General features: G+C 52.1%; 16 protein-coding genes. 8 read left to right on the plus strand and 8 right to left on the minus strand.

The window, feature by feature from the left end:
• Window positions 1–25 precede the first annotated feature (25 nt).
• The 5 genes from ACYU8Y_RS03365 to ACYU8Y_RS03385 form a co-directional block, all read right to left on the minus strand.
• On the minus strand, window positions 26–1,498 hold the full coding sequence (locus ACYU8Y_RS03365; RefSeq protein ID WP_460934196.1) for a DASH family cryptochrome: 1,473 nt from the start codon (window positions 1,496–1,498) through the stop codon (window positions 26–28).
• 137 nt (window positions 1,499–1,635) lie between these two features.
• Window positions 1,636–3,024, minus strand: a complete 1,389-nt coding sequence (locus tag ACYU8Y_RS03370) for a M56 family metallopeptidase (protein ID WP_460934198.1) — start codon at window positions 3,022–3,024, stop codon at window positions 1,636–1,638.
• On the minus strand, window positions 3,021–3,464 hold the full coding sequence (locus ACYU8Y_RS03375; RefSeq protein WP_460934200.1) for a hypothetical protein: 444 nt from the start codon (window positions 3,462–3,464) through the stop codon (window positions 3,021–3,023). The genes ACYU8Y_RS03370 and ACYU8Y_RS03375 overlap by 4 nt, the downstream gene beginning before the upstream one ends.
• The gene (locus ACYU8Y_RS03380; protein WP_460934202.1) at window positions 3,461–3,859 is read right to left on the minus strand and encodes a BlaI/MecI/CopY family transcriptional regulator; all 399 of its coding nucleotides are present in this window, start codon (window positions 3,857–3,859) and stop codon (window positions 3,461–3,463) included. The genes ACYU8Y_RS03375 and ACYU8Y_RS03380 overlap by 4 nt, the downstream gene beginning before the upstream one ends.
• 152 nt (window positions 3,860–4,011) lie before the next feature.
• Window positions 4,012–6,540 (minus strand): glutaminase family protein, encoded by a 2,529-nt coding sequence (locus tag ACYU8Y_RS03385; protein ID WP_460934204.1) that lies wholly within the window; start codon window positions 6,538–6,540, stop codon window positions 4,012–4,014.
• Window positions 6,541–6,740: 200 nt separating this feature from the next.
• Here ACYU8Y_RS03385 and ACYU8Y_RS03390 point away from each other — a divergent pair, with 200 nt between their 5' ends.
• The 7 genes from ACYU8Y_RS03390 (at window position 6,741) to ACYU8Y_RS03420 (ending at window position 16,365) form a co-directional block, all read left to right on the plus strand.
• Window positions 6,741–7,685 carry an RraA family protein gene (locus tag ACYU8Y_RS03390; protein ID WP_460934206.1) on the plus strand — a complete coding sequence of 315 codons (945 nt, stop codon included), beginning with the start codon at window positions 6,741–6,743 and terminating at the stop codon, window positions 7,683–7,685.
• Between the two features lie 63 nt (window positions 7,686–7,748).
• Window positions 7,749–9,029 (plus strand): mandelate racemase/muconate lactonizing enzyme family protein, encoded by a 1,281-nt coding sequence (locus ACYU8Y_RS03395; RefSeq protein ID WP_460934208.1) that lies wholly within the window; start codon window positions 7,749–7,751, stop codon window positions 9,027–9,029.
• A gap of 152 nt (window positions 9,030–9,181) precedes the next feature.
• Complete coding sequence (locus ACYU8Y_RS03400; protein ID WP_460934210.1) at window positions 9,182–10,510, plus strand: MFS transporter; 1,329 nt, start codon at window positions 9,182–9,184, stop codon at window positions 10,508–10,510.
• A gap of 141 nt (window positions 10,511–10,651) precedes the next feature.
• A complete protein-coding gene (locus ACYU8Y_RS03405; RefSeq protein WP_460934212.1) occupies window positions 10,652–12,088 on the plus strand; it encodes an alpha/beta hydrolase family protein in 1,437 nt (478 codons plus the stop codon).
• Window positions 12,089–12,161: 73 nt separating this feature from the next.
• Window positions 12,162–13,391: a mannonate dehydratase gene (uxuA, locus tag ACYU8Y_RS03410; protein WP_460934214.1), complete on the plus strand. Its 1,230-nt coding sequence runs from the start codon at window positions 12,162–12,164 to the stop codon at window positions 13,389–13,391.
• Window positions 13,392–13,418: 27 nt separating this feature from the next.
• A complete protein-coding gene (locus ACYU8Y_RS03415; protein WP_460934216.1) occupies window positions 13,419–15,563 on the plus strand; it encodes an alpha-glucuronidase family glycosyl hydrolase in 2,145 nt (714 codons plus the stop codon).
• Window positions 15,564–15,579: 16 nt separating this feature from the next.
• The gene (locus ACYU8Y_RS03420) at window positions 15,580–16,365 is read left to right on the plus strand and encodes an SDR family NAD(P)-dependent oxidoreductase (protein ID WP_460934218.1); all 786 of its coding nucleotides are present in this window, start codon (window positions 15,580–15,582) and stop codon (window positions 16,363–16,365) included.
• Window positions 16,366–16,722: 357 nt separating this feature from the next.
• Here ACYU8Y_RS03420 and ACYU8Y_RS03425 read toward each other — a convergent pair whose 3' ends face one another.
• Window positions 16,723–17,463, minus strand: a complete 741-nt coding sequence (locus ACYU8Y_RS03425; protein WP_460934276.1) for an NADPH-dependent F420 reductase — start codon at window positions 17,461–17,463, stop codon at window positions 16,723–16,725.
• Window positions 17,464–17,646: 183 nt separating this feature from the next.
• A complete protein-coding gene (locus tag ACYU8Y_RS03430) occupies window positions 17,647–17,928 on the minus strand; it encodes a hypothetical protein (RefSeq protein WP_460934220.1) in 282 nt (93 codons plus the stop codon).
• Between the two features lie 385 nt (window positions 17,929–18,313).
• On the opposite strand from ACYU8Y_RS03430, the gene ACYU8Y_RS03435 reads away from it, so the two are divergent.
• The gene (locus ACYU8Y_RS03435) at window positions 18,314–19,555 is read left to right on the plus strand and encodes an alkaline phosphatase family protein (protein WP_460934222.1); all 1,242 of its coding nucleotides are present in this window, start codon (window positions 18,314–18,316) and stop codon (window positions 19,553–19,555) included.
• A gap of 3 nt (window positions 19,556–19,558) precedes the next feature.
• Here ACYU8Y_RS03435 and ACYU8Y_RS03440 read toward each other — a convergent pair whose 3' ends face one another.
• The gene (locus tag ACYU8Y_RS03440) at window positions 19,559–20,014 is read right to left on the minus strand and encodes a DUF2147 domain-containing protein (protein WP_460934224.1); all 456 of its coding nucleotides are present in this window, start codon (window positions 20,012–20,014) and stop codon (window positions 19,559–19,561) included.
• Between the last annotated feature and the right edge of the window lie 149 nt (window positions 20,015–20,163).

Raw genomic sequence — 20,163 nt, forward strand, 5'->3', positions numbered from 1 at the left:
GATGGGAATCAGCCTAATCGGACGGCTATGGTGAGGGCTTAGTTACCCACTTGGTCGGATCCACAACCGGAAACGGGTAATCGATACCCAGCACCACGCCGTATGCTTCCTGCTGAGCAGCACTCAGGTTCGAAACGAGATGTACCTGATCGGCGGGTACCTGAGCCAATTCCGGGAGCCAGTGCTTGACGTAGCTACCCTGCTCGTCGTACCGTGTCGCCTGACTATAGATGTTGAAATAACGTGGTTGCCCGTTGCTGAACTGGCGTGGGTCGTTGCCCACACCGGCTACATAGTTCCAGTTGCCCCAGTTACTGCATGGGTCGTAGTCAATGAGTTTACTTTCAAAATAAGCCGCTCCCCAGGTCCAGTCAATGCCGAGGTCGCTAACCAGAAAGCTGGCTACATTCTGTCGGCCCCGGTTACTCATAAAGCCGGTGGCATTCAACTCGCGCATGTTGGCGTCGATAAACGGGATACCAGTCCGGCCTTCTGCCCAGCGCTGAAAGAGCGTTTCATCCTGGATGAATTTTCGGTTGAGATCATGTTTAATGCCACTCCGTTTGAAGATGCGGGTGCCGAACCGGAGAGCGATGAAGCGAAAAAAATCCCGCCACATCAACTCGAAAATCAGCCAGTACGTCGACTCATTCTTAACCCGCTCGTTTTCATACCGCGTTACTTCGGCATAAATCATTCGGGGCGACAGGCATCCGTTGGCCAGCCAGGCCGAAAACTTACTCGAATAGTCATCGCCGAGGAGCCTATTGCGGGTTTCTTTGTACGTAATAATCAGATCGGTTTGCCATAGGTAGTGGTTTAGCCGGTCAAGCGCAACCTGCTCGCCCCCCTTGAATGCTATTGCCCGGCGTGCATCCGGTTGTTCGACCTGTTGCTGGGTGGCGCGATCAAAACCAAAGGTTGTCAGTGTCGGGATATCGCCCGGCGGCACATCGGGGACGAATGATACAACTTCCGGCGGTTGAATCACTGGACGAACCCTAGTGCTTTTCTCGATCTGATGCCGATACTGCGTGAACACGTCGGGTAGCCGCGAGATCGTAAACGGTAAGTCCCGGACATGGTGAAGCGTGCTCATCCAGAAGAATTTAATGTCGATATTGAGGGGTTTGAGTTTGTTACTCAATTTCGACTCTGCGTCAGTTTCTTCCTGCGTAACCTCCTTGCTCGTGTAGACCGCCGATGCGCCGATCTCACTGGCAAGTTCGGCCAGAACATCGGCAGGGTTTCCCATTCGGATGATCAAGTTGGCGCCTTTGTCCTGAAGCGACTGCCGAAGATCAGCAACGCTTTCAATCAGGAAATTCGCCCTGAAAACCGCTGTTTTAGGAAAGCCAAGTTGGGCGAATTGTGTAAACCAGCGTGGGTCAAACACGAATACGGGCAGTACCTGATCGGCGTCTTCGAGGGCGCGAACAAATCCCTCATTGTCGTGCAGACGAAGGTCGTTACGGAACCAGTACAGGATGCGATTCATTAGTGCCAGGGAACAATTGTCTAGTAGTAATGAATGACTAAGTGTTCTGGTTCATTTGGGGGCAAAAAGTACGTGCCCTGAAGCTTAGTAGTAAGCTTCAGGGCACGTACTAATAAAACTACCTGGGTCAATAGAGATTATTTGGTGGTAATGGAAACGGTTTTGTTGGGCGTGTCTACATCCATTCGGGCAATTTTGTCCGGTGAAATAGCCTTAAATTCTTTTTCGGTAACGGGCTTTCCATCAACCCTGAATACCGATATCCCTTTAAATGCTGATTCGCTCGGGGCTGGCGATGCCTCATCCGCCTGGAAATTGATTGGCAGATGATACTTCACATTAACAAGCTGGCCGTTCTGCCGGGCCGGTGTCCATTTAGGCATATTCTGTACTACCCGCACCGCTTCGGCATCGGCACCGTAGCCTATACCTTTCAGGAGTTGTACATCGGTAATTTCGCCGGTTTTTGTCACAATGAAACTAACAAATACCCGTCCATGAACATTCGCTTTTTCGGCGGCTTCAGGGTATTTCAGGTTCTTTTCCATATAGGTTTTAAGACCCTGCATTCCGCCCGGAAACTCCGGCGACTGTTCAACAACTGTAAACACTTCGCCCTCCACAGGTTTGCGGGCGGAGGCTTCGACCGTGGTGGGTGCAGCCTGGTCCTGCTCCGATTGGGTACACATAGTCAGCATGGCAGCCAGTGGCAACACGAGGGCATAGCTGAGTAAAGCCCGGCGGTGCGTTTGCGGTTTTTGTAACATAACGATACGTTGTTTAAGGGTTGATTTAGAAACAAAAGGGGTAGTTAAGGCAGCGGACGGAATGCTGAGAGCGTAGGCTACCAACTGGCGCGGATAATCAGGCTGGGGTGTTTGAAGAACCGAGCGGTCGGCCAGAAATTCATGAACCTCCTGCAAGGCATGTTTGTAGAGCCAAAGGGTCGGGTTGAACCAAAACACAGCCTGCACCACTTCCACAAAAAGTATGTCGGCGGTGTGGCGCTGGCAAATGTGAGCTTTCTCATGGCGCATCAATACCTCCGGTTGGGCAAGCGCATCGGTATGATTGAGCACTAGATAGCGTCCGAAGGAGAAAGATGGCGTCTGGCTCAGCAGGCCATCGGGCAATCGTACAAGTGTGTAGTCCAGCCTTTTTTCTATGATTCCCCGATTAATCAGGGCAAACACCGCGCGCAAATGCATCCCAAGCCGGATGAGCATACCGACGACGCCGAGACCGTAAAAAAGCCAGATCCACTGTGCTGTGGTCAAACCGTCGCTTGAGGAAGGATAAGCACTGCCAACCACAAATGTCGGCAGGGTAATGGCCCCGACGGGCAGTGAATTTCCTGTTCCACCCGGTAATTCGACCAACGGAAGCAGGAGGGACAGCATCACCGATACCAGTAAATAAGCGCGGTTCAGTCCGAAAAACGTGTTTCGTCGAAGAAGCAGATGGTAGCAACCGTAGAAAAGCGCCAGATACAGACTGGCCGTCAGGAAATAGGGGAGTGCGTTCATAACGTATTCGTTCCTTTGAGGTGAATGATGACGATGCCTTTGGCTGCTTTTTCGCCGTAAAGAAGTTTATACCTGGCAATCGATTTGGTATCTTTAAGCAGTTCGATCGACTCAATTGTGTTTGAATCGACATCGCCAATCCGATCAACTTGCTTTGTGCCATTGACCAGAATCAAATCGGCTTTTCCGCCGGGCGTATTGTCCCTTGGTACCGTAACGGTGTAATGACCCGGTGCCGAGTAGCGCGTTTCACTCGTTTGCTTCACGGGTTGAACCGGTTTTGCCCGTAGCTTCACCGGTTGCTTCTTAGTGGAATCTGACTGAGCATACACCCCCTTCGGCACGACCATAGGTTCCATTTTTAAGGAGTAGATCCAGTAGCAACTGACAAGCAGCAAACCGTATAGGTTCGCTTTCAGTAAATAGTCAAGGGCGCTCATTGGTCCGCCTTTTTATTTAGGAGTTTGATAATCTCGTCGGCTTCATTCAGGCTGATATTCTTGTCCTGTACGAAAAACGACACAAGCTTCTTGAGTGAGTTGTCGAAGTAGTTGGCCATTAACTGGTCCGTCTGAAACCGGCGGTACTCCTCCTCCGAGATGAGCGGGTAATATTCGTGCGTTTTTCCGTAGGCCGTATACCCCACCAATCCCTTCTTTTCCAGAATGCGGATGATGGTCGAAACGGTATTATAGGCGGGCTTGGCGGGAGACAGTCCGTCGCTCCGATCAGACTCGGGCAAATCGGCCAGTACATCTTTCACGAAGCCTTTTTTGAGCTGCCAAAGCACGCGCATAATCTCTTCTTCAGCTTTGGTAAGGTCACGAATTAGCATGATTTTTAGTGGCAGTAGTTATGACAATGGAAAGGTATGACTAAGTATTTAGTTTTACAACTAATATATTAGTTATTTGTTTGCTGAAGGAAAAATAGCCCCATTCTCAGCAGAATGGGGCTATTTTTTTATGCGTAAAATCGGGTAGACTGCTACTTAGTCAGCTTTCCCTCCAGCATCTTGATAAAGTAACCGCCTATCACCGAACGGGCCTGGAAGCCAACCTGCTTGGCATTCGTCGTTTCGTGCCAGTCGGAGAGGGGAACGCGGGATGGCGTTTCATTAACGTACCGCCAAACCGGTTTTACGAAAGCTTCGAAATCGCGGTCAGATTTGGCCAGCGTAGCCGTCCAGATGATCCAGTCCGACTTGGTATACGTTTTACGGCTATCTAATGGAAGCCCGTATGGTTTCTGCTTGGTAAGATAATAGTTAATTTCAGTAGCCGTCACTTCTTTCGGGAATACATCCAGCCCCAGGAGTTTATCCCAGACCAGGTTGTATTTCTGGCTCCAGGTATCGCCCTGATTTTCGAAGGTCAGGTCGTAATGCTCTTTCTGACCAACTGTTTTGTCGAGGGCGAGTTGCTGCCATTTTGCGGCCATCTCGCGCGCCGTTTTCAGGTAACTCTCGGCCGTTGTTTTATCCCCCAACTGAGCCGCCATCTGGCCATAAGCCGCAATACCGAGAATCGCCTTGACGGAGAGGTTAGCGTTTCGGGCAATATGCCCCGCGAAATCGTCGGTGCATAATTGGTTGGATGGATCGAAACCATCTTTTTTGAGGTATTCGACCCAGGTCGTCAGTGTCTTCCAATGTTGTTTGGCATATTCCGCGTTGCGGTCGGCTCGGCTAATGGCACCTGCCAGCAGCAGCATGTTGCCAGATTCCTCAACGGGCATATCTTCGCCGTAGGTTTGTCCGTTGGCGAGCGGATACGTGCCTACGTCATGGGCCGCAAAAGGCTTTTTCCACCGGCCGCTCTCCGAGTACTGGAAAATCGGCTCCATCATGCCTTTCAGCAGTGTTGTGTTGTACAACAAAAAGAGCGGGGCCGACGGATAGGTGATATCCACGGTACCAATGGAACCATTGGAGAAGTTCTCTTTCGATAGAAACAACGTTTCCCCTTTCGGGCCCACAACAATTTTATGAGCGGCAATGGCCTGTCGGTATGCCAGCACACATAAATCAGCATATTCTTTGCCACCCGCTTTCTTCGCATCGGACCGTAATCTGTCGTCAAATTTGGCGCACTTCTCCTTAAGTCGGCTGTAGTCTTTTTCGGCTGTTTGCAGTAGGGCGGGCATCGTCGTTTTCTCGTCCCGTCGCCACCAGGGACGTAGATTCTGCTTAAAATACTGGACAGAATACAAGTCGTCGTAGGCCAGCATCAGGTGCTTTTCGGCGGGCCTGGATACGTTACCGAAGTCGAGTACGGTAGCCAGCGCTACGTCGGCGGCTGCCCGTGGCTTGTTTCCCGGTACAGATGCTTTGTTGTCGGTGGGGAGTTGCCCCGTTTTCAAAAAGGCCTGTTTCAGCCCAGGAGCCATCCCGTTTCCGGTTTGGTTACCGCTTTCCTGAGGAACGGCCAGGTAAGCATACCCCCAGTCGATGCGTACATTGTCGCCTTTTTTGGCCAGTACAGGCTGTGCTTCGGTGCCCACTGTTTGGTAAATAAGGCCGGGTGCCTGGCCGGCCTTCATGACTACTTCCTGCCCGATGGTGTTGGTTGCCAGGGTACCGGATTCGCTCAGAAATACCTGCACCAAATGTGACTTGCGGTCCTGCGAACGAACTTCGCAGGTGACATACGTGATTGGGCGGGCCGCTATGTCCAGTTCGTCCAGCAACAGGGGCGACATAAACGTTACGGCCAGGTTCACCGGCCCGGCCGAAAACGTGTAATTCGTTTGTGTTGCCGACACGGTCACGCCCGTTTGGGTGGCGACTGTAACCCCCGAGGTCTTGATCGGGTTCAAAATCCCCACATCGATGAATGATCCCCCCCGTGGACTCACGCAATGGACGGCCAGTACATTCTTGCCTTTGCGAATGGCTTTCTGACCAGCGGCCGATAGCGGCAGGTAAACATATTCGTTGAGGTAATCAGGTTTATCCAGAATCTTGATGCCGTTGAGGTAAACGACGACATCGTCATCATGATTGATGGACATGACGAGTTTGGAGAGATCGGCATTCCCATCGTAGTTGAATTCCCGTCGGTAATAGATATCCGTCGATGCGTTCGATGAGCCGTTATTGGTCCACCTGGTTTTAGCCTCTGGTGTATCTCCGAAAGGCCCCGTACCCGATGTCCAGCCAGTGGCCGTATAGTCTACTTTTTCCCAGCCCGCATCGGGTTTTTTAAACGTGTATTTGGCTGGATACGCCTGGGTTTCGCCCGTCGAGGCAATCGCTTCGTAGTTTGTTGGGACGGCACCCAGAAACTGGTACGCCTGACCATCTACCCGAACAATACCCTCCAGCGATTGAGGTTTTCCGGTCCAGTGGCGGGTGGGGGAATCGGTTAGTTTATCGGTCGTACTCCAGACGCTGAAGTAGGGGTCATGCGTGATGAGTGGATAGGCGGGTGGGCGAAGGTCCTGAGCATGCAGCTGTCCGGAAATAAGAAACGTGAGTAAAGTAATCGACGCGAAAAGAGTCGTGTTTTTCTGCATTGAAACCATGGGTTAGCGAGCTAATAAAATAATCGTCGAAATATAAACCATAACTCGCTCAACCTTTACTTATCCAGCCGTCCAATTGCCCGATAGAAACTGGCTTCTTCAGGAATAGGCTTGCTTGCGCAGGTAGAATATGGCTATGTGTTACTTATTTTATACATATTCCTCAAATCGTCATAACTACTAAGTTTATTATGAAACGTGTACGCTTTTGTCTGGCGTTGCTGGCGCTGATCGGTCAGGCAACTATGTCGTTCGCCCAGCAAATCTCCCGCGACGAACTCATCTTTTTAACCCCCGACTGGAAAGGCGAACGCTTCCCGGATGGCCGGCCTAAAGTGCCCGATGCGATTCTGAAACGTATGCGACTGGTTACGCAGGAGGAAGCCTGGTCGGTGATGAAAGGGGAAAATTACCGGTATCAGTTCACGGGTGACTGGCAGACGATCAATCCCGATAGTGTGCTTGTGGGGCGTGCCCTGACCGCAACGTTTATGCCTGGCCGTCCAGATGTGCATCGGGTGACGGACGAAAAAGGACATACCAAAGATGGCCGCGTGAAGTCGCAGAACGCCTGGCCAATTGACATGCTGGTGAAGGGCGATGTCTACGTCGTCGATCAGTATGGTATGCACGAAGATGGGCCAACCATTGGCGACAATCTGGGCAACTCGATTTATGCCAAAACAGGCAACGGTATTGTTTACGAAGGGGCTGTTCGGGATGTGGCTGGCCTGAAAGAAATTGGGGGATTTACATCTTACTTCCGAAGTTATCATCCCTCGCACCACAACCCGGAGGGGAACCTGAATACCACTCTGGTCGGCATTAATCGCCCAACGCGCATTGGCAAAGTGATGGTTATGCCCGGCGACGTTGTGCTGGGCCGTGATGGCGGTGTTGCGTTTATTCCACCCCACTTGGCGGAGAAGGTGGTGAAAACATCCGAGATAATCCGGTTGCGGGATATGTTCGGGCATTTGCGCCTGCGCGAACAGAAATACACACCCGGTCAGATCGATTCGCGCTGGTCGGATGCGATTGAGAAAGATTTTTCGCAGTGGCTCAACGCCCATGTCAGTGAACTCCCCGTACCGAAAGAACAGATTCAGGAATACCTCAAAACCCGTACCTGGTAAGGATACGTATCCCGGACAGCTTCCCGTTGTTTGGGCCAATTCAACCCAAACCCTTCGAAAAATATGACCCGTACATCACGCCGTTCTTTCTTAACCAAAGGCGCTATTGCCAGTGCCTTGGCCGCAACCACGTTCTCAACCTTCGGGGAGGGGCTGGAAACCGCCGTTCACAACGCCCCGCTTTCCTCCGCGCCATCCGATCTGAAAATTACCGACATCAAGTGCGGATACATCCGGAACGGGCATAGCCTGTTTGTTAAAATTCATACCAATCAGGGTATCTGGGGCTGTGGTGAGGGCGTCGATGCAACCCCCGGGACCTATCACCTGGTGAAAATGATGGGCGAGCGCATCAAAGGCAAAAGTCCACTCAACGTCAATCGATTATTTGAAGATGTGCGGAAAGCGGGTTTTTTCGAAGGCGCTCAGGCGGGTATGTATATATCCGTTCTGTCGGCCATCGAAACGGCACTCTGGGACTTGACCGGCAAAGCGCTTGGGCTACCCGTTTATCAATTGCTGGGTGGTAAGTTCCGGGATAAAATTCGGGTTTACTGCGACACCGGTGCTTACCGGGAAACGGATACGAGTGGAGAGGCTTTTGGAAAGAGCGCCAAAAAAGCGGTCGATATGGGGTTCACCGCCGTGAAGTATGACATCGACGAACGCAATGACCCCAATAAATACGATGCCTACAACTGGACGGCCAGCCCCGGTGAACTGGAGCGGATGTACAACCAGATTGCCGGTGTCCGGAAAGCTGTTGGTCCTAAAATCGATATCTGCGTCGATATGCACGGGAAGTACGACCTGCCAACGGGCCGACGTGTAGCCAAAATGATGGAGCCGCTGAACCTGCTGTTTCTGGAGGAACCTATTCCGGCCGAAAACCCGGAAGCCTACAAGCAAATTCGCGAGGCTTCGAACACACCCATTTGCGCGGGTGAGAACCATTACCTGGGTCATGGTTTCCGGAAGTTGCTCGAAATTGGCGCTGTAGACATCATTATGCCTGATTTGCAGAAGGCTGGCGGACTGGGCGAAGCGCAGCGGATTGCCAACCTGGCCAACCTGTATTACGTACCGTTTGCTCCGCACATGGTTGCGTCGTATCTGGGCGCTATGGCCTCAAGCCACGTGTGTGCATCGGTGCCTAACTTCCTGATACTGGAGTGGCAGATCTATTTTCACGAGGAGCCCATGTTCAAAGAAATCGTTACGTTCGATGGCCCGATGGTGGAAAAGGGATTTATTCCGTTGTCGAATAAGCCGGGAATTGGTGTCGAAATAAACGAAGAAGGCATGAAAAAATATGCACCCAAAGACGTACCGTTTTTTGTGTAAAGGCGGCTTCTATTTCGCTTAATAACTTAGGTTAAGCAGTAGCTAAAGCAGGAAGTCATGTTTTAAGGAGGTCTGCCTGACAAATTCAATTACTCATCCTAATTTCAATCGTTGCCTTGACGCCTAAATCCACTCCCGCTCCAGTCAACTTCATGAGTTCTGCAACGACCGAACAGATGAAGAAAAGTAATTATCGTTGGGTAATTGTTGCCTTACTCTTTTTTGCGACAACGATCAACTACCTCGACCGGCAGGTGATCAGCCTGTTGAAGCCAATTCTGGAAAAAGAGTTTAGCTGGACAGAATCCGACTACGGCAATATTGTAACGGTCTTTACTTTTTTCTACGGCGCCAGCACGTTGCTCGCGGGCTATATCATTGACCGGATCGGTACCAAACTTGGGTACGTTGGGGCCATTCTGGTCTGGAGTCTGGCAGCTATGGGCCACGCGCTGGCCGGTAGCACGTTTGGATTCATGATTGCGCGGGCATTTCTGGGCTTCGGCGAGGCTGGAAACTTCCCGGCGTCAATTAAAACGGTGGCCGAATGGTTTCCCAAGAAAGAACGGGCGCTGGCCGTTGGTATTTTCAATGCCGGGGCCAATATCGGCGCGGTAGCGGCACCGGCTGTCGTTCCTGCGCTGGCACTCATGGCAGGCTGGCAAATGGCCTTCATTGTAACGGGTGCGCTTGGTTTTATCTGGATCGTGGTCTGGTGGTTATTGTACGATGTACCGGGCAAACATAAGCACGTTAATCCGGCTGAACTGGCCCACATCACGCAGGAAACGGCGGCCGAATTTGCCACCGCCGGCGATGCGGCCACGGTCAATACGATTGATGGTGCTGCCGTCAAATACCCGATTTTTGCCAACAAAGCGATCTGGGGGTTCATGAGCGGCAAGCTGCTGACCGATCCGATCTGGTGGTTTTTTCTGTTCTGGTTGCCCTCCTATTTGGCCAATATTTATCACCTCGACCTCAAGAAGCTGGGCGCTCCACTGATCGTCATTTATCTGGCCGCTACGATTGGTAGTGTGGGGGGCGGCTGGCTGTCGTCGATGTTGATCCGCAAAGGCTGGCATCCAACACGGGCGCGGCAGTGGTCAATGGCCCTGTTTGCCGTTTGCGTGATGCCCGTGATGCTCATTAGCCAGATGAACAGTATGTGGCCGGTTATCGCTATTTTGTCGCTGGCCGTGGCCGCTCACCAGGCGTGGTCGGCTAATATTTTTACCGTGGCCGCCGATCAGTTTCCTAAGCAGGTAATTAGCCGGGTCGTTGGTCTGGGTACCATGGCCGGAACCTTGGGCGGAGCCGTCTTTCCCCTGATTGTGGGTCGTATTCTGGATCATTATAAAGCATTGGGAAGCCTATCGGAAGGGTACTACATCATTTTCTACATTGCTGGTCTGGCGTATCTGGCTGCCTGGACAATGCTCTATATCTTTGTTTTCAGCCGGGTGAAAACTCGTGCATAGTGGTGGGAACGAAGATGTTCGTGCCGTTAGCCAGAAACGTACCACCCCCAACCCCCTCCTAAAACAGGAGGGGCCGGGCCGACGCTTCGGTTGGGGGTGGTAAGATGCGTGCCTCCATTCCTGCTGATACATGACCAAAAAATGAAAAATCGTCCATCAGCCAACTCGTTCTGCCAACCACTGATTTATGCCTGTGTGATCATTGGCCTGACAATGAGTAGCCTCCTTGCTCAATCGCCTGATTTTCAGAAAATGACGCCGGAGGAGCGGACGGCCTATATGAATAAGATGCGGGCGGCCAGCCAGGAAGACTGGCAGAAAATGATGGACAAGCTCCAGTTGAAACTGCCCGCTCTCCCATCTCCCGCTGAAGACCCCAGGCGGCCAACGCATCTCAAACCGAAAGAGGGCTCGAACAACTGGTTCGATGAAGCAGGTAACACGCACGTTCGGTCGGGTTGGGGCATCTGGTCGAATTACGACGAAGCGATAGCTAATACCTATACACTTCCCGACCCGCTGGTATTGAAAAACGGCAAACCTGTGACGAGCGCGGCTAGCTGGTGGAAGCAGCGCCGACCCGAAATACTGACGGATTATCTGACGGAAATTTACGGCAAAACGCCCGCCAGCACACCCAACGTGACGTTTGGTTCAACGGGAACCGATAGTACGGTTTTGGCGGGTAAGGCGCTTCGGAAACTGCTGCTTGGCCGTATTGACAACGCCCGGTATCCGGCGGCAACGCCCAGTATTCCCGTCACCTACTACCGACCTGTTCAGGCTAAAGGGAAAATTCCGATGATGGTCATTGTGTGGGGTTCGTTTCCGCAGCCGTTGCTCAGTATCGAAAAGCTGATCGATGCAGGCTGGGCCGTTGCGCTCGTAAATACGGGTGCCATTCAGCTGGACAGTGGAGCCGGTTTGCACGAGGGCATTATTGGCCTCATGAACGGAGGAAAAGACCGAAAACCTGACGACTGGGGTGTGCTGGCGGCCTGGAGCTGGGGACTTAGCCGGGTGCTCGATCATTTTGAGAAAGACAACGGCATCAACGCCAGACAAATTGGCATTCAGGGTCATTCGCGTTGGGGGAAAACGGCCCTGCTGGCCGGTGCGCTGGATACGCGCTGGGCCATCGTTTTCTCCAGTTGCTCCGGGTCGATGGGCGCTTCGCTGGAAAAACGCAATTATGGGGAGACGATCGACAACGTAGCGGGCTCCGGTGAATACCATTGGATGGCCGGGAATTTTCTGAAGTATGGCGGCAACTGGGCCGCGATGCCCGTTGATGCCCACGACCTGATGGCGCTGATTGCACCCCGACCGTTGTTCATTACGGGTGGTACAAAAGACAGCTGGTCCGATTCGAAAGGAGAGTTTCTGGCTTGTGTTGGGGCCAGTCCGGTTTACGCGTTACTGGGCAAAAAGGGCGTTGGGGCAACCGCGATGCCCGCCCCCGATGTCGCCCTTATCGACGGTGATCTGGCTTTTCGCAATCATGAAGGAGGCCATGTCGACATACTCGACTGGCCTGTCTTTCTGGAATTTGCAAAACGGGAGTTTAAACTGAAATAATCGTACTAGTTTTTGTTGGGGTAGGAGCCGACATCTCATTCATACAACCTAAAGTAAGCAATAGCGTATAACAATGGGAATGTTACAAACTATGCGCTGGTTCGGGCCGAATGATCCGGTTTCGTTGATGGATATTCGGCAGGCGGGTTGCGCAGGCGTCGTTACGGCATTGCACCAGATTCCGGTGGGCCAGTTGTGGACGGTTGACGCAATAATCGAGCGAAACGAACTCGTTGAAGCTGATAATCAGCGGTATTCTCCCTTGCAGTGGGCCGTGGTGGAGAGTTTGCCGGTTCACGAGGATATCAAGAAAGGGAGACCGTCCCGAGCGGACTATATCGAAACCTACAAACAGTCGATCCGAAACCTGGCGGCTTGTGGCATCAAAACCGTTTGTTATAACTTCATGCCGGTGCTGGACTGGTCGCGCACGAACCTGAGTTACGAGATGCCCGACGGCTCGCGGGCGCTCCGGTTTGTTTGGGAAGATTTCGCCATCTTCGACCTGTGCATTCTAAAACGACCCGGTGCCGAGATCGACTACGAGCCCGACATTCGTGAATCGGCTCATCAAAAGTTCAGGCAAATGACGCCCGAGCAGATTGCCGATTTAGCAAACATTGTTTTGCTGGGCTTACCCGGTTCCGAAGAAGCGTTTACCCTCGATACGTTCCAGGGTCTGTTGAACGAGTACGCGTCCATCGGCGATGCCGAACTGCGCCAGAATCTCTATTATTTTATTCAGCAGGTAGCTCCAGTGGCGCAGGAAGTTGGCGTCAATCTGTGCATTCATCCCGACGACCCCCCGTATCCGTTGCTGGGGTTGCCCCGCGTCGTGAGCACCGAAACCGACCTGGCTCAGCTAATAAACGCCTGCGACGTAACCGCCAATGGCCTTACGTTCTGTACGGGCTCGTTAGGCATTCGGCCCGATAATGATTTGCCGGGTATGATCCGGCGGTTTGGCGAACGGATTCACTTCATTCACCTGCGGACAACCAGGCGCGAGACGACCGAAACGTTGGCCCGGCCCAGTAATTTCCATGAAGCGGATCATCTGGCGGGGGATGTCGATATGTATGCGGTGGTGAAAGCGATTATACTGGAACAGAAACGGCGGGCGCAGCAGGGCGTTGGCGAAACAGCCATTCCGATGCGCCCCGATCATGGCCACCAGATGCTCGACGATTTGCACAATAAAACCTACCCAGGCTATTCAGCCATTGGCCGACTGCGGGGACTGGCCGAATTGCGCGGCCTGGAAATGGGCATTGAACGAAGCTTAGGGACACAGCATGTTTAGGAGCCGACCGCATAAATTTCCGAAAATATGAAACGATTAGTCTGTTGCCTGTTGCTCATCAGTACGTTTTCGTTTGCCGACGATGGCTACCGATTGTGGCTCAAATATGACCTGATTAAAGACGCACCTAAACGGGAAGCCTATACCCGTTCGGCACAGTTCATCGGGTTGACGGGTAAGAGCCCGGTGTTAACGTCGGCCGCGCAGGAGCTTCAGGCAGGCTTGCAGGGCTTGTTGGGGCGATCCGTTCCTATCATAACCAGTCCAGGCAACCGAACGGGAGGAATTGTCTTAAGTGTCACAGCGACGCCGACGGCTACTGCTCAAAAATTACTGAACGATGGCTACCAGCTAACCAGCCGGAAGGCGGGTAATCTGACGATTTCCGGGAAGACTGATGCGGGTGTGCTGTACGGCGTTTTTGCCTTGCTGCGACAAATGCAAACGGGGCAATCCATTATCAATCTCTCCGTAACCAGCAATCCCAGCATCCAGTATCGGTTGCTCAATCATTGGGACAACACCAACGGCACCATCGAACGCGGGTATGCGGGAGAGTCGCTCTGGAAATGGTACGAATTGCCCGAAACGGTTGACCCCCGTTACCGCGATTATGCCCGTGCCAATGCCTCGCTGGGTATCAACGGAACCGTGGTCAATAACGTCAATGCCAGCGCTCGTTTTTTAACGGAAGAGTACATCAAAAAAGTAGCGGCTCTGGCTAAAGAGTTTCGGCCCTACGGCATCCGGATTTATTTATCCATCTATTTTCCCGCTCCCAAAACCATCGGCGGTCTGAAAACCGCTGACCCGCTCGACCCGGAGGTCCGGAAATGGTGGGCCGATAAAACCAAGGAAATTTACAACGCCATCCCCGATTTTGGCGGCTTTCTGGTTAAAGCCAACTCGGAAGGCGAACCGGGTCCGCAGGATTACAACCGTACCCATGCCGAAGGAGCCAATATGCTGGCTGAGGCCCTCAAACCGTACGACGGGATCGTATTATGGCGGGCTTTCGTGTATAAGGCGACCGGAACGCCGGACCGCGGAACGCCGGACGGTCCTAATGCTGACCGCTTCAAGGCTGCTTACGAAGAGTTTACGCCTTTGGACGGAACGTTCGACAAAAAGGTGATCGTGCAGGTGAAAAACGGACCGATTGATTTTCAGCCCCGCGAGCCGTTCTCACCCTTGTTTGGCAACATGCCCAGAACGCCCCTGGCGATGGAGTTTCAAATAACGCAGGAATACCTCGGTTTCGCCACTCACTGGGTCTATGAAGCACCACTCTTCAAGGAATGTCTGGATTCAGATACTCATATAAAGGATAAAGGAACGGCTTCAACCGTGGCAAACGTGATCGACGGCAGCTTACACCAGTACGCCATGACGGCCATTGCGGGTGTGGCCAACACGGGATCTGACCGGAACTGGACCGGAAATCCGATGGCGCAGGCAAACTGGTATGCCTACGGGCGGCTGGCCTGGGATCATACCCTGTCGTCGGAGGGAATTGCGGACGAATGGGTGAAGATGACGCTGACAAGTGAGCCGAAGGCCGTAAAGACAATTACGAATCTGATGATGCGGTCACGGGACATTTACGTCAGTTACAATACCCCGCTGGGCCTCTCGCGGCCGTGGGCGGGCGTTCACTTTGCCCCCGAGCCCTGGCAGGAAAAAAGCCCTCGCCCTGACTGGACTGCCATCTATTACCATCGTGCCGACTCCATCGGATTAGGCTTTGACCGGACGGCAACGGGGAGTAATGCCCTGGCTCAGTATCGCCCGGACGTACAAAAAATCTGGCAAGATCCAGACGCCTGTCCGCTACCCTACCTGCTGTGGTTTCATCATGTACCCTGGACGAAAAAGCTGACCACCGGGCGAACGCTCTGGGATGAACTTTGTACTCAGTTTTATACCGGTGCCGATTCGGTAAGCTGGATGCAAAAGCAATGGGCCCAAGTGAAACCGGCGGTCGACCCGCAACTATTTGCGGATGTAACGGGTCGCCTGACTACCCAGCATAGGGAAGCGATCTGGTGGCGGGACTCCTGGGTCCTGTACTTACAGACGTACTCGAGAAGACCAATTCCGGCCCCGTTTCAGAAACCCGACCGGACGCTGGACGATGTAAAACGATTATCTGAAATTTATAAATTACGCTAGAGGCCGAATACAAGTCATGCAGGAAGAACAGCAATTAACACCTAATCAGACCGTTTTTTCGCTCGCGGGCAAGCTGGCCCTTATTACCGGCGGAGGCAGCGGTATCGGTTTCGATATTGCCCGCTGCATGGTGCAGGCGGGGGCTACGGTTGTTCTAACGGGGCGACGGGAGCAACCCCTTCAGGAAGCCACCGACACGCTGGGTAATCAGGCGCATTATGTGGTCAATGACGTAACCGAACGCTCCCTACTGGATGGTCTAGTCGAACAGATTGAAGCCGCGCATGGGCCGATTGACATTCTGGTCAATAATGCCGGTATCAACATGAAAAAACCGGCTCTGGACGTTACGGATGAAGATTTTGATCGCATCGTGCACACAAACCTGAACTCAGTGTTTAGTTTGACACGGGCCTGCGCCCGGCGCATGATGGCGCGTCAGCGAGGGTCGATCATTATGATTTCCTCAATGGCCGCCTATTATGGTATCGACCGGGTGGCGGCTTATGCCGCGTCGAAAGCCGGGGTCGAAGGCATGGTGAAGGTGCTGGCATCGGAGTTTTCGGGTAATGGTGTTCGGGTCAATGCTATCGCGCCGGGCTTCATCGAAACGGCCATGAGCAAAACCGCTATGGGGGGCGATCCGGACCGGTTTGCCCGCGCCATGCGCCGGACTCCCATGGGAAAATTTGGTCAACCCGACGACATTGGCTGGGCCGCTGTATTCATGGCTTCCGATGCCGCCAAGTACATCACGGGTGTTTCGTTGCCCGTTGATGGTGGCAACTCGATTGGGTTTTAAGCGTACAGAAACATTACCGTAGTTCGTGTCCGCAGGGACCACCTGTCCGGATGGTTAATCGGCTGATGCGCGACGGGGCCGTGTGCCTGCGAATTTGGGAACTGGTCAGGAACAGTATCCCGAAGTATGCCACGCGTATTTAAAAAGGAAATTCTTAACGTAGGCAAATCTAAAAACAACGGGGTAAAAAAGACCTGAAAAAGAGGAACAACTCGTTTTTAGGTCTTTTTTACCCCGTTGTTGATTACAATTACCAATGTGGATGCCGGTTGCTGCTACCAGCTATCCAATAGCTGCGCCACGGTGGCCCGCTTTAAATTAACCGAACAGCCTTAAAACAAGCCAGGGCATAGGCTGCTACAGCTTAATGCCTTGGGCCATCATTTGCTTTTCCTGCTCAGCATGGTTGGCCAGGAACTGCGCCTGTTGGGTTTCCGTACGCTCCGTGCCCAGGCTCGCCAACTGCTGCCTTAACTCAGCAGCGGGCATGTCGGCCAAGTAGCACGGCGTGCCGGGCTGCTGCCGCCATGACTCGTGCAGGCTACCGCCATCTACGGCATCAAAGCCCAGTTCTTCGACCAGGGCCATTACTTTTTGCTTGGCGGCAGCTTCATCGCCAGCCACGGGTAGCCCAATGCGGCCGGGTGTGCCGACGGGCTGCCCCGATTTTTCCAGGACCGCAGCTAAGATATTGTTGAACACCTTCACCACGGGTCGGCCCAAGTGCTGCTGCACCCATTCGCTTTCGGTCAGGTCACCGCTCTCCAACTCGGGTATTTGACCATCGCGCAGTAGGGGGTAATAGTTGCTGGTGTCAATGACCGTCACGTCAGCGGGCACGCCTTCGAATAAGTCTTTAGGCAGGTCAGGAATGTTTTTCAGCGGAATAGTCACCACAATGATTTCACCGTAGTGGGCCGCTTCGTAGGCCGTGCCAGGGGTAGCGCCGGTTTTTTTGGCCACCTCACTCAGGGTTTCAGGGCCACGTGAATTAGCAATAACCACTGCATGGCCGAGGCTGGTGAGCCGCCCGGCAAGGGCACTGCCGATGAAGCCTGCCCCGATGATTCCTATTTTCATAGTTGGTATACTTAACAGATTATGAGCTGCTGATTCGCCTGGCTCTGCTTGTTAAGACCCACTAGCCAGCAAATTGTTTTTGGCTCGTCATCGCCAGGTACAGGTAAGGCTAATTAGTTAGGTCATGAGCATTTATTACTCAACAGGCCCGGTAGTTTACCGGGCCTGTTTATATAGTATCCACTGACTACCTGTTACTTGTTAGTGCATTGCGCCCAGGCCAGGAGTTGAGGTAGGGTCAGCAGAATAGGGTCTTGCCTGATAACCTTTATTAAGCCCGACCGCTATCCATAACACATCGCCCGTGGTCAGTTGGGTGCCGGATACGAAATCGTACTTAGGTGTTCGAAACAGATCCTCGCCGTAAGGGATGAGCCGAAACCACTCCCGCTCACCAATTTCGTTAAACTCATGCGTAGCCACATATTGTTGAATTTCCCCTTGGGTAAGGACTGGAATGGGATTGTGGGCCTCGATGATCATGGTATTATTATTTAAGGATATTTTGTACCTATATAACGAAAAAGAGGGGTAAAAACGTTTAAAAAATGCCTAAAAAGGTTCTTTTAATCGCTCCTTATGTGGCGAATTTGGTATAAATAAAAAACCTAAGCATTGGGTTGGAAAACCAATGCGTAGGGGAAACTAGGGCAAGGTTATCAGCCAGACTCACCGGGGACAAAGGTGTTAGAGGGGTGATTTTAACAATACCTGGCCTATTCCGAGCGGGCGTACTTTGGAGGGTCCCTCATACGCCTGCTCAAGCCAATGTAAAACCGAAAAAGCGTATTATGAAGTTGTGAAATTTTAGATCAGCATTTTACATATAGGCTGGCGTATCCGTACTTTGAGCGTTTCGACAAGATATATGAAGCGCATATCGACCATACTGTTGTTCATTGGCTGCTGCCTGCTTTTAACTTTTTATAGTTGGGGGCAGAGCAAACCTAGAAAAGCCTTATTTGTAATTGTTGACGGTATTCCTGCCGATGTCATCGAGAAGCAGCCAACGCCTAATCTGGATGCTATTGCCAAGGTAGGCGGCTACGCCAGAGCGTATGTTGGTGGACAGAAAAATACGTACTCCCAGACCCCAACTATCTCGGCGGTTGGCTACAACAGTCTGCTCACAGGTACCTGGGTAAACAAACACAACGTTTGGGACAACAGCATAAAAGCGCCCAATTATCAGTACTGGACGATCTTCCGCTTTTTTGAGAGCCAGTATCCACAGAAACGCACGGCTGTCTTCTCGACCTGGCTCGACAACCGAACTAAGCTCGTTGGCGAAGATCTGCCACAAACGGGCCATCTGCGCATCGATTATTCATTTGACGGATTAGAGCGGGATACCCTGCTTTATCGCCACGATAAGCAATCGGAATACATTCATCAGATTGATGAGAAAGTGGTGGATGAAGCTAGTCAGTATATCCAGAGGGAAAGCCCGGATTTGTCGTGGGTTTATCTGGAGTATACGGATGACATGGGGCATAAATACGGCGATAGCGAACAATTTTACAAAGCCGTCAAGATTATGGATGATCAGATTGGGCGGCTCTGGTCCTCCATTCAATACCGGCAGAAAACAACCGGTGAGGACTGGCAACTATTCATCACCACCGATCACGGGCGAAGCGCCGACACGGGCAAGAACCACGGAGGACAGTCGGACCGGGAGCGGGCTACCTGGATTGTGACCAATGCAAAAGACCTGAACAGCCAGTTCAAAAAAAATACGCCAGGTATTGTAGACATTATGCCAACCATGGCCCGCCACCTGCAACTGTCCATTCCCAAAGAACAGGCGTTTGAACTGGATGGCATTCCGCTCACGGGAAAATTATCGATTACGGAGCCGTCGGTTAAAAAAGAAGTAGGTAAAATTAGCCTGAACTGGAAAGCCGTTGAGCCGGAGGGGACCGTTAAAGTTTGGGTGTCTACCACAAATCACTTTGAAGAGGGCAAACGGGACGATTACCTGCTCCTGACCGAAGTGCCCGTCAATGCGCAAACCGCCACGATTGATGTATCGGCGTTGCCGAAAGGTTTTTTTAAAATTGTCCTGGAAGCACGGTATAATCACCTCTCGCGCTGGATTGTCGAATAGCCGCTATTTCACGCGTGTCCAGGTTTTGGATTTGCCTAAAAAACTAATTCCCATGACGTAGCCCCGCAAATCGATCGAATTTGCATCTTTGAGAAACACTTCGCAACTGTACGTTTTACCATCTTCCGGGTTATAAATTTCCCCATCACCCCAGGTGTTGTTGCCTTTATAAACCAGATTCGTTACGAGCTCCAACTGCATGAGTGGGCGGCTACGCAACTTTTCGTTGGCGTTCTCTTTATCCAGTTTTGGCTTGTTCGTGCCGGGATCGATTGGTTCAAGCATCCAAACCAGCTTGCCAAAATACCGGTTTCCCTGCTTGTAAATCTGAACCTGATTTCTCTTTTTCGAACTAAGCCATCGACCAACGATCGCATCAGGATCGTCGGCTCTGGCTGCGAAAGAGGATAAGCAAAAGCCGGTGAGCAGGAGTAGTGTCGTTAAGCGAAAAGCATTCATAGTACGTGTTTTGGTATATAAACGGAATCGCCGGGGTGTTTGTCTATTCAGGGCCTTCAATGCGACTCGTTTTACAATAAACAGGATATATCTAATAACGCATTCGTTCGGAAGATGCGTCGATTACCTGTCTGGTCGTTAGAGTCGCT

The organism is Spirosoma humi, from assembly GCF_054776575.1.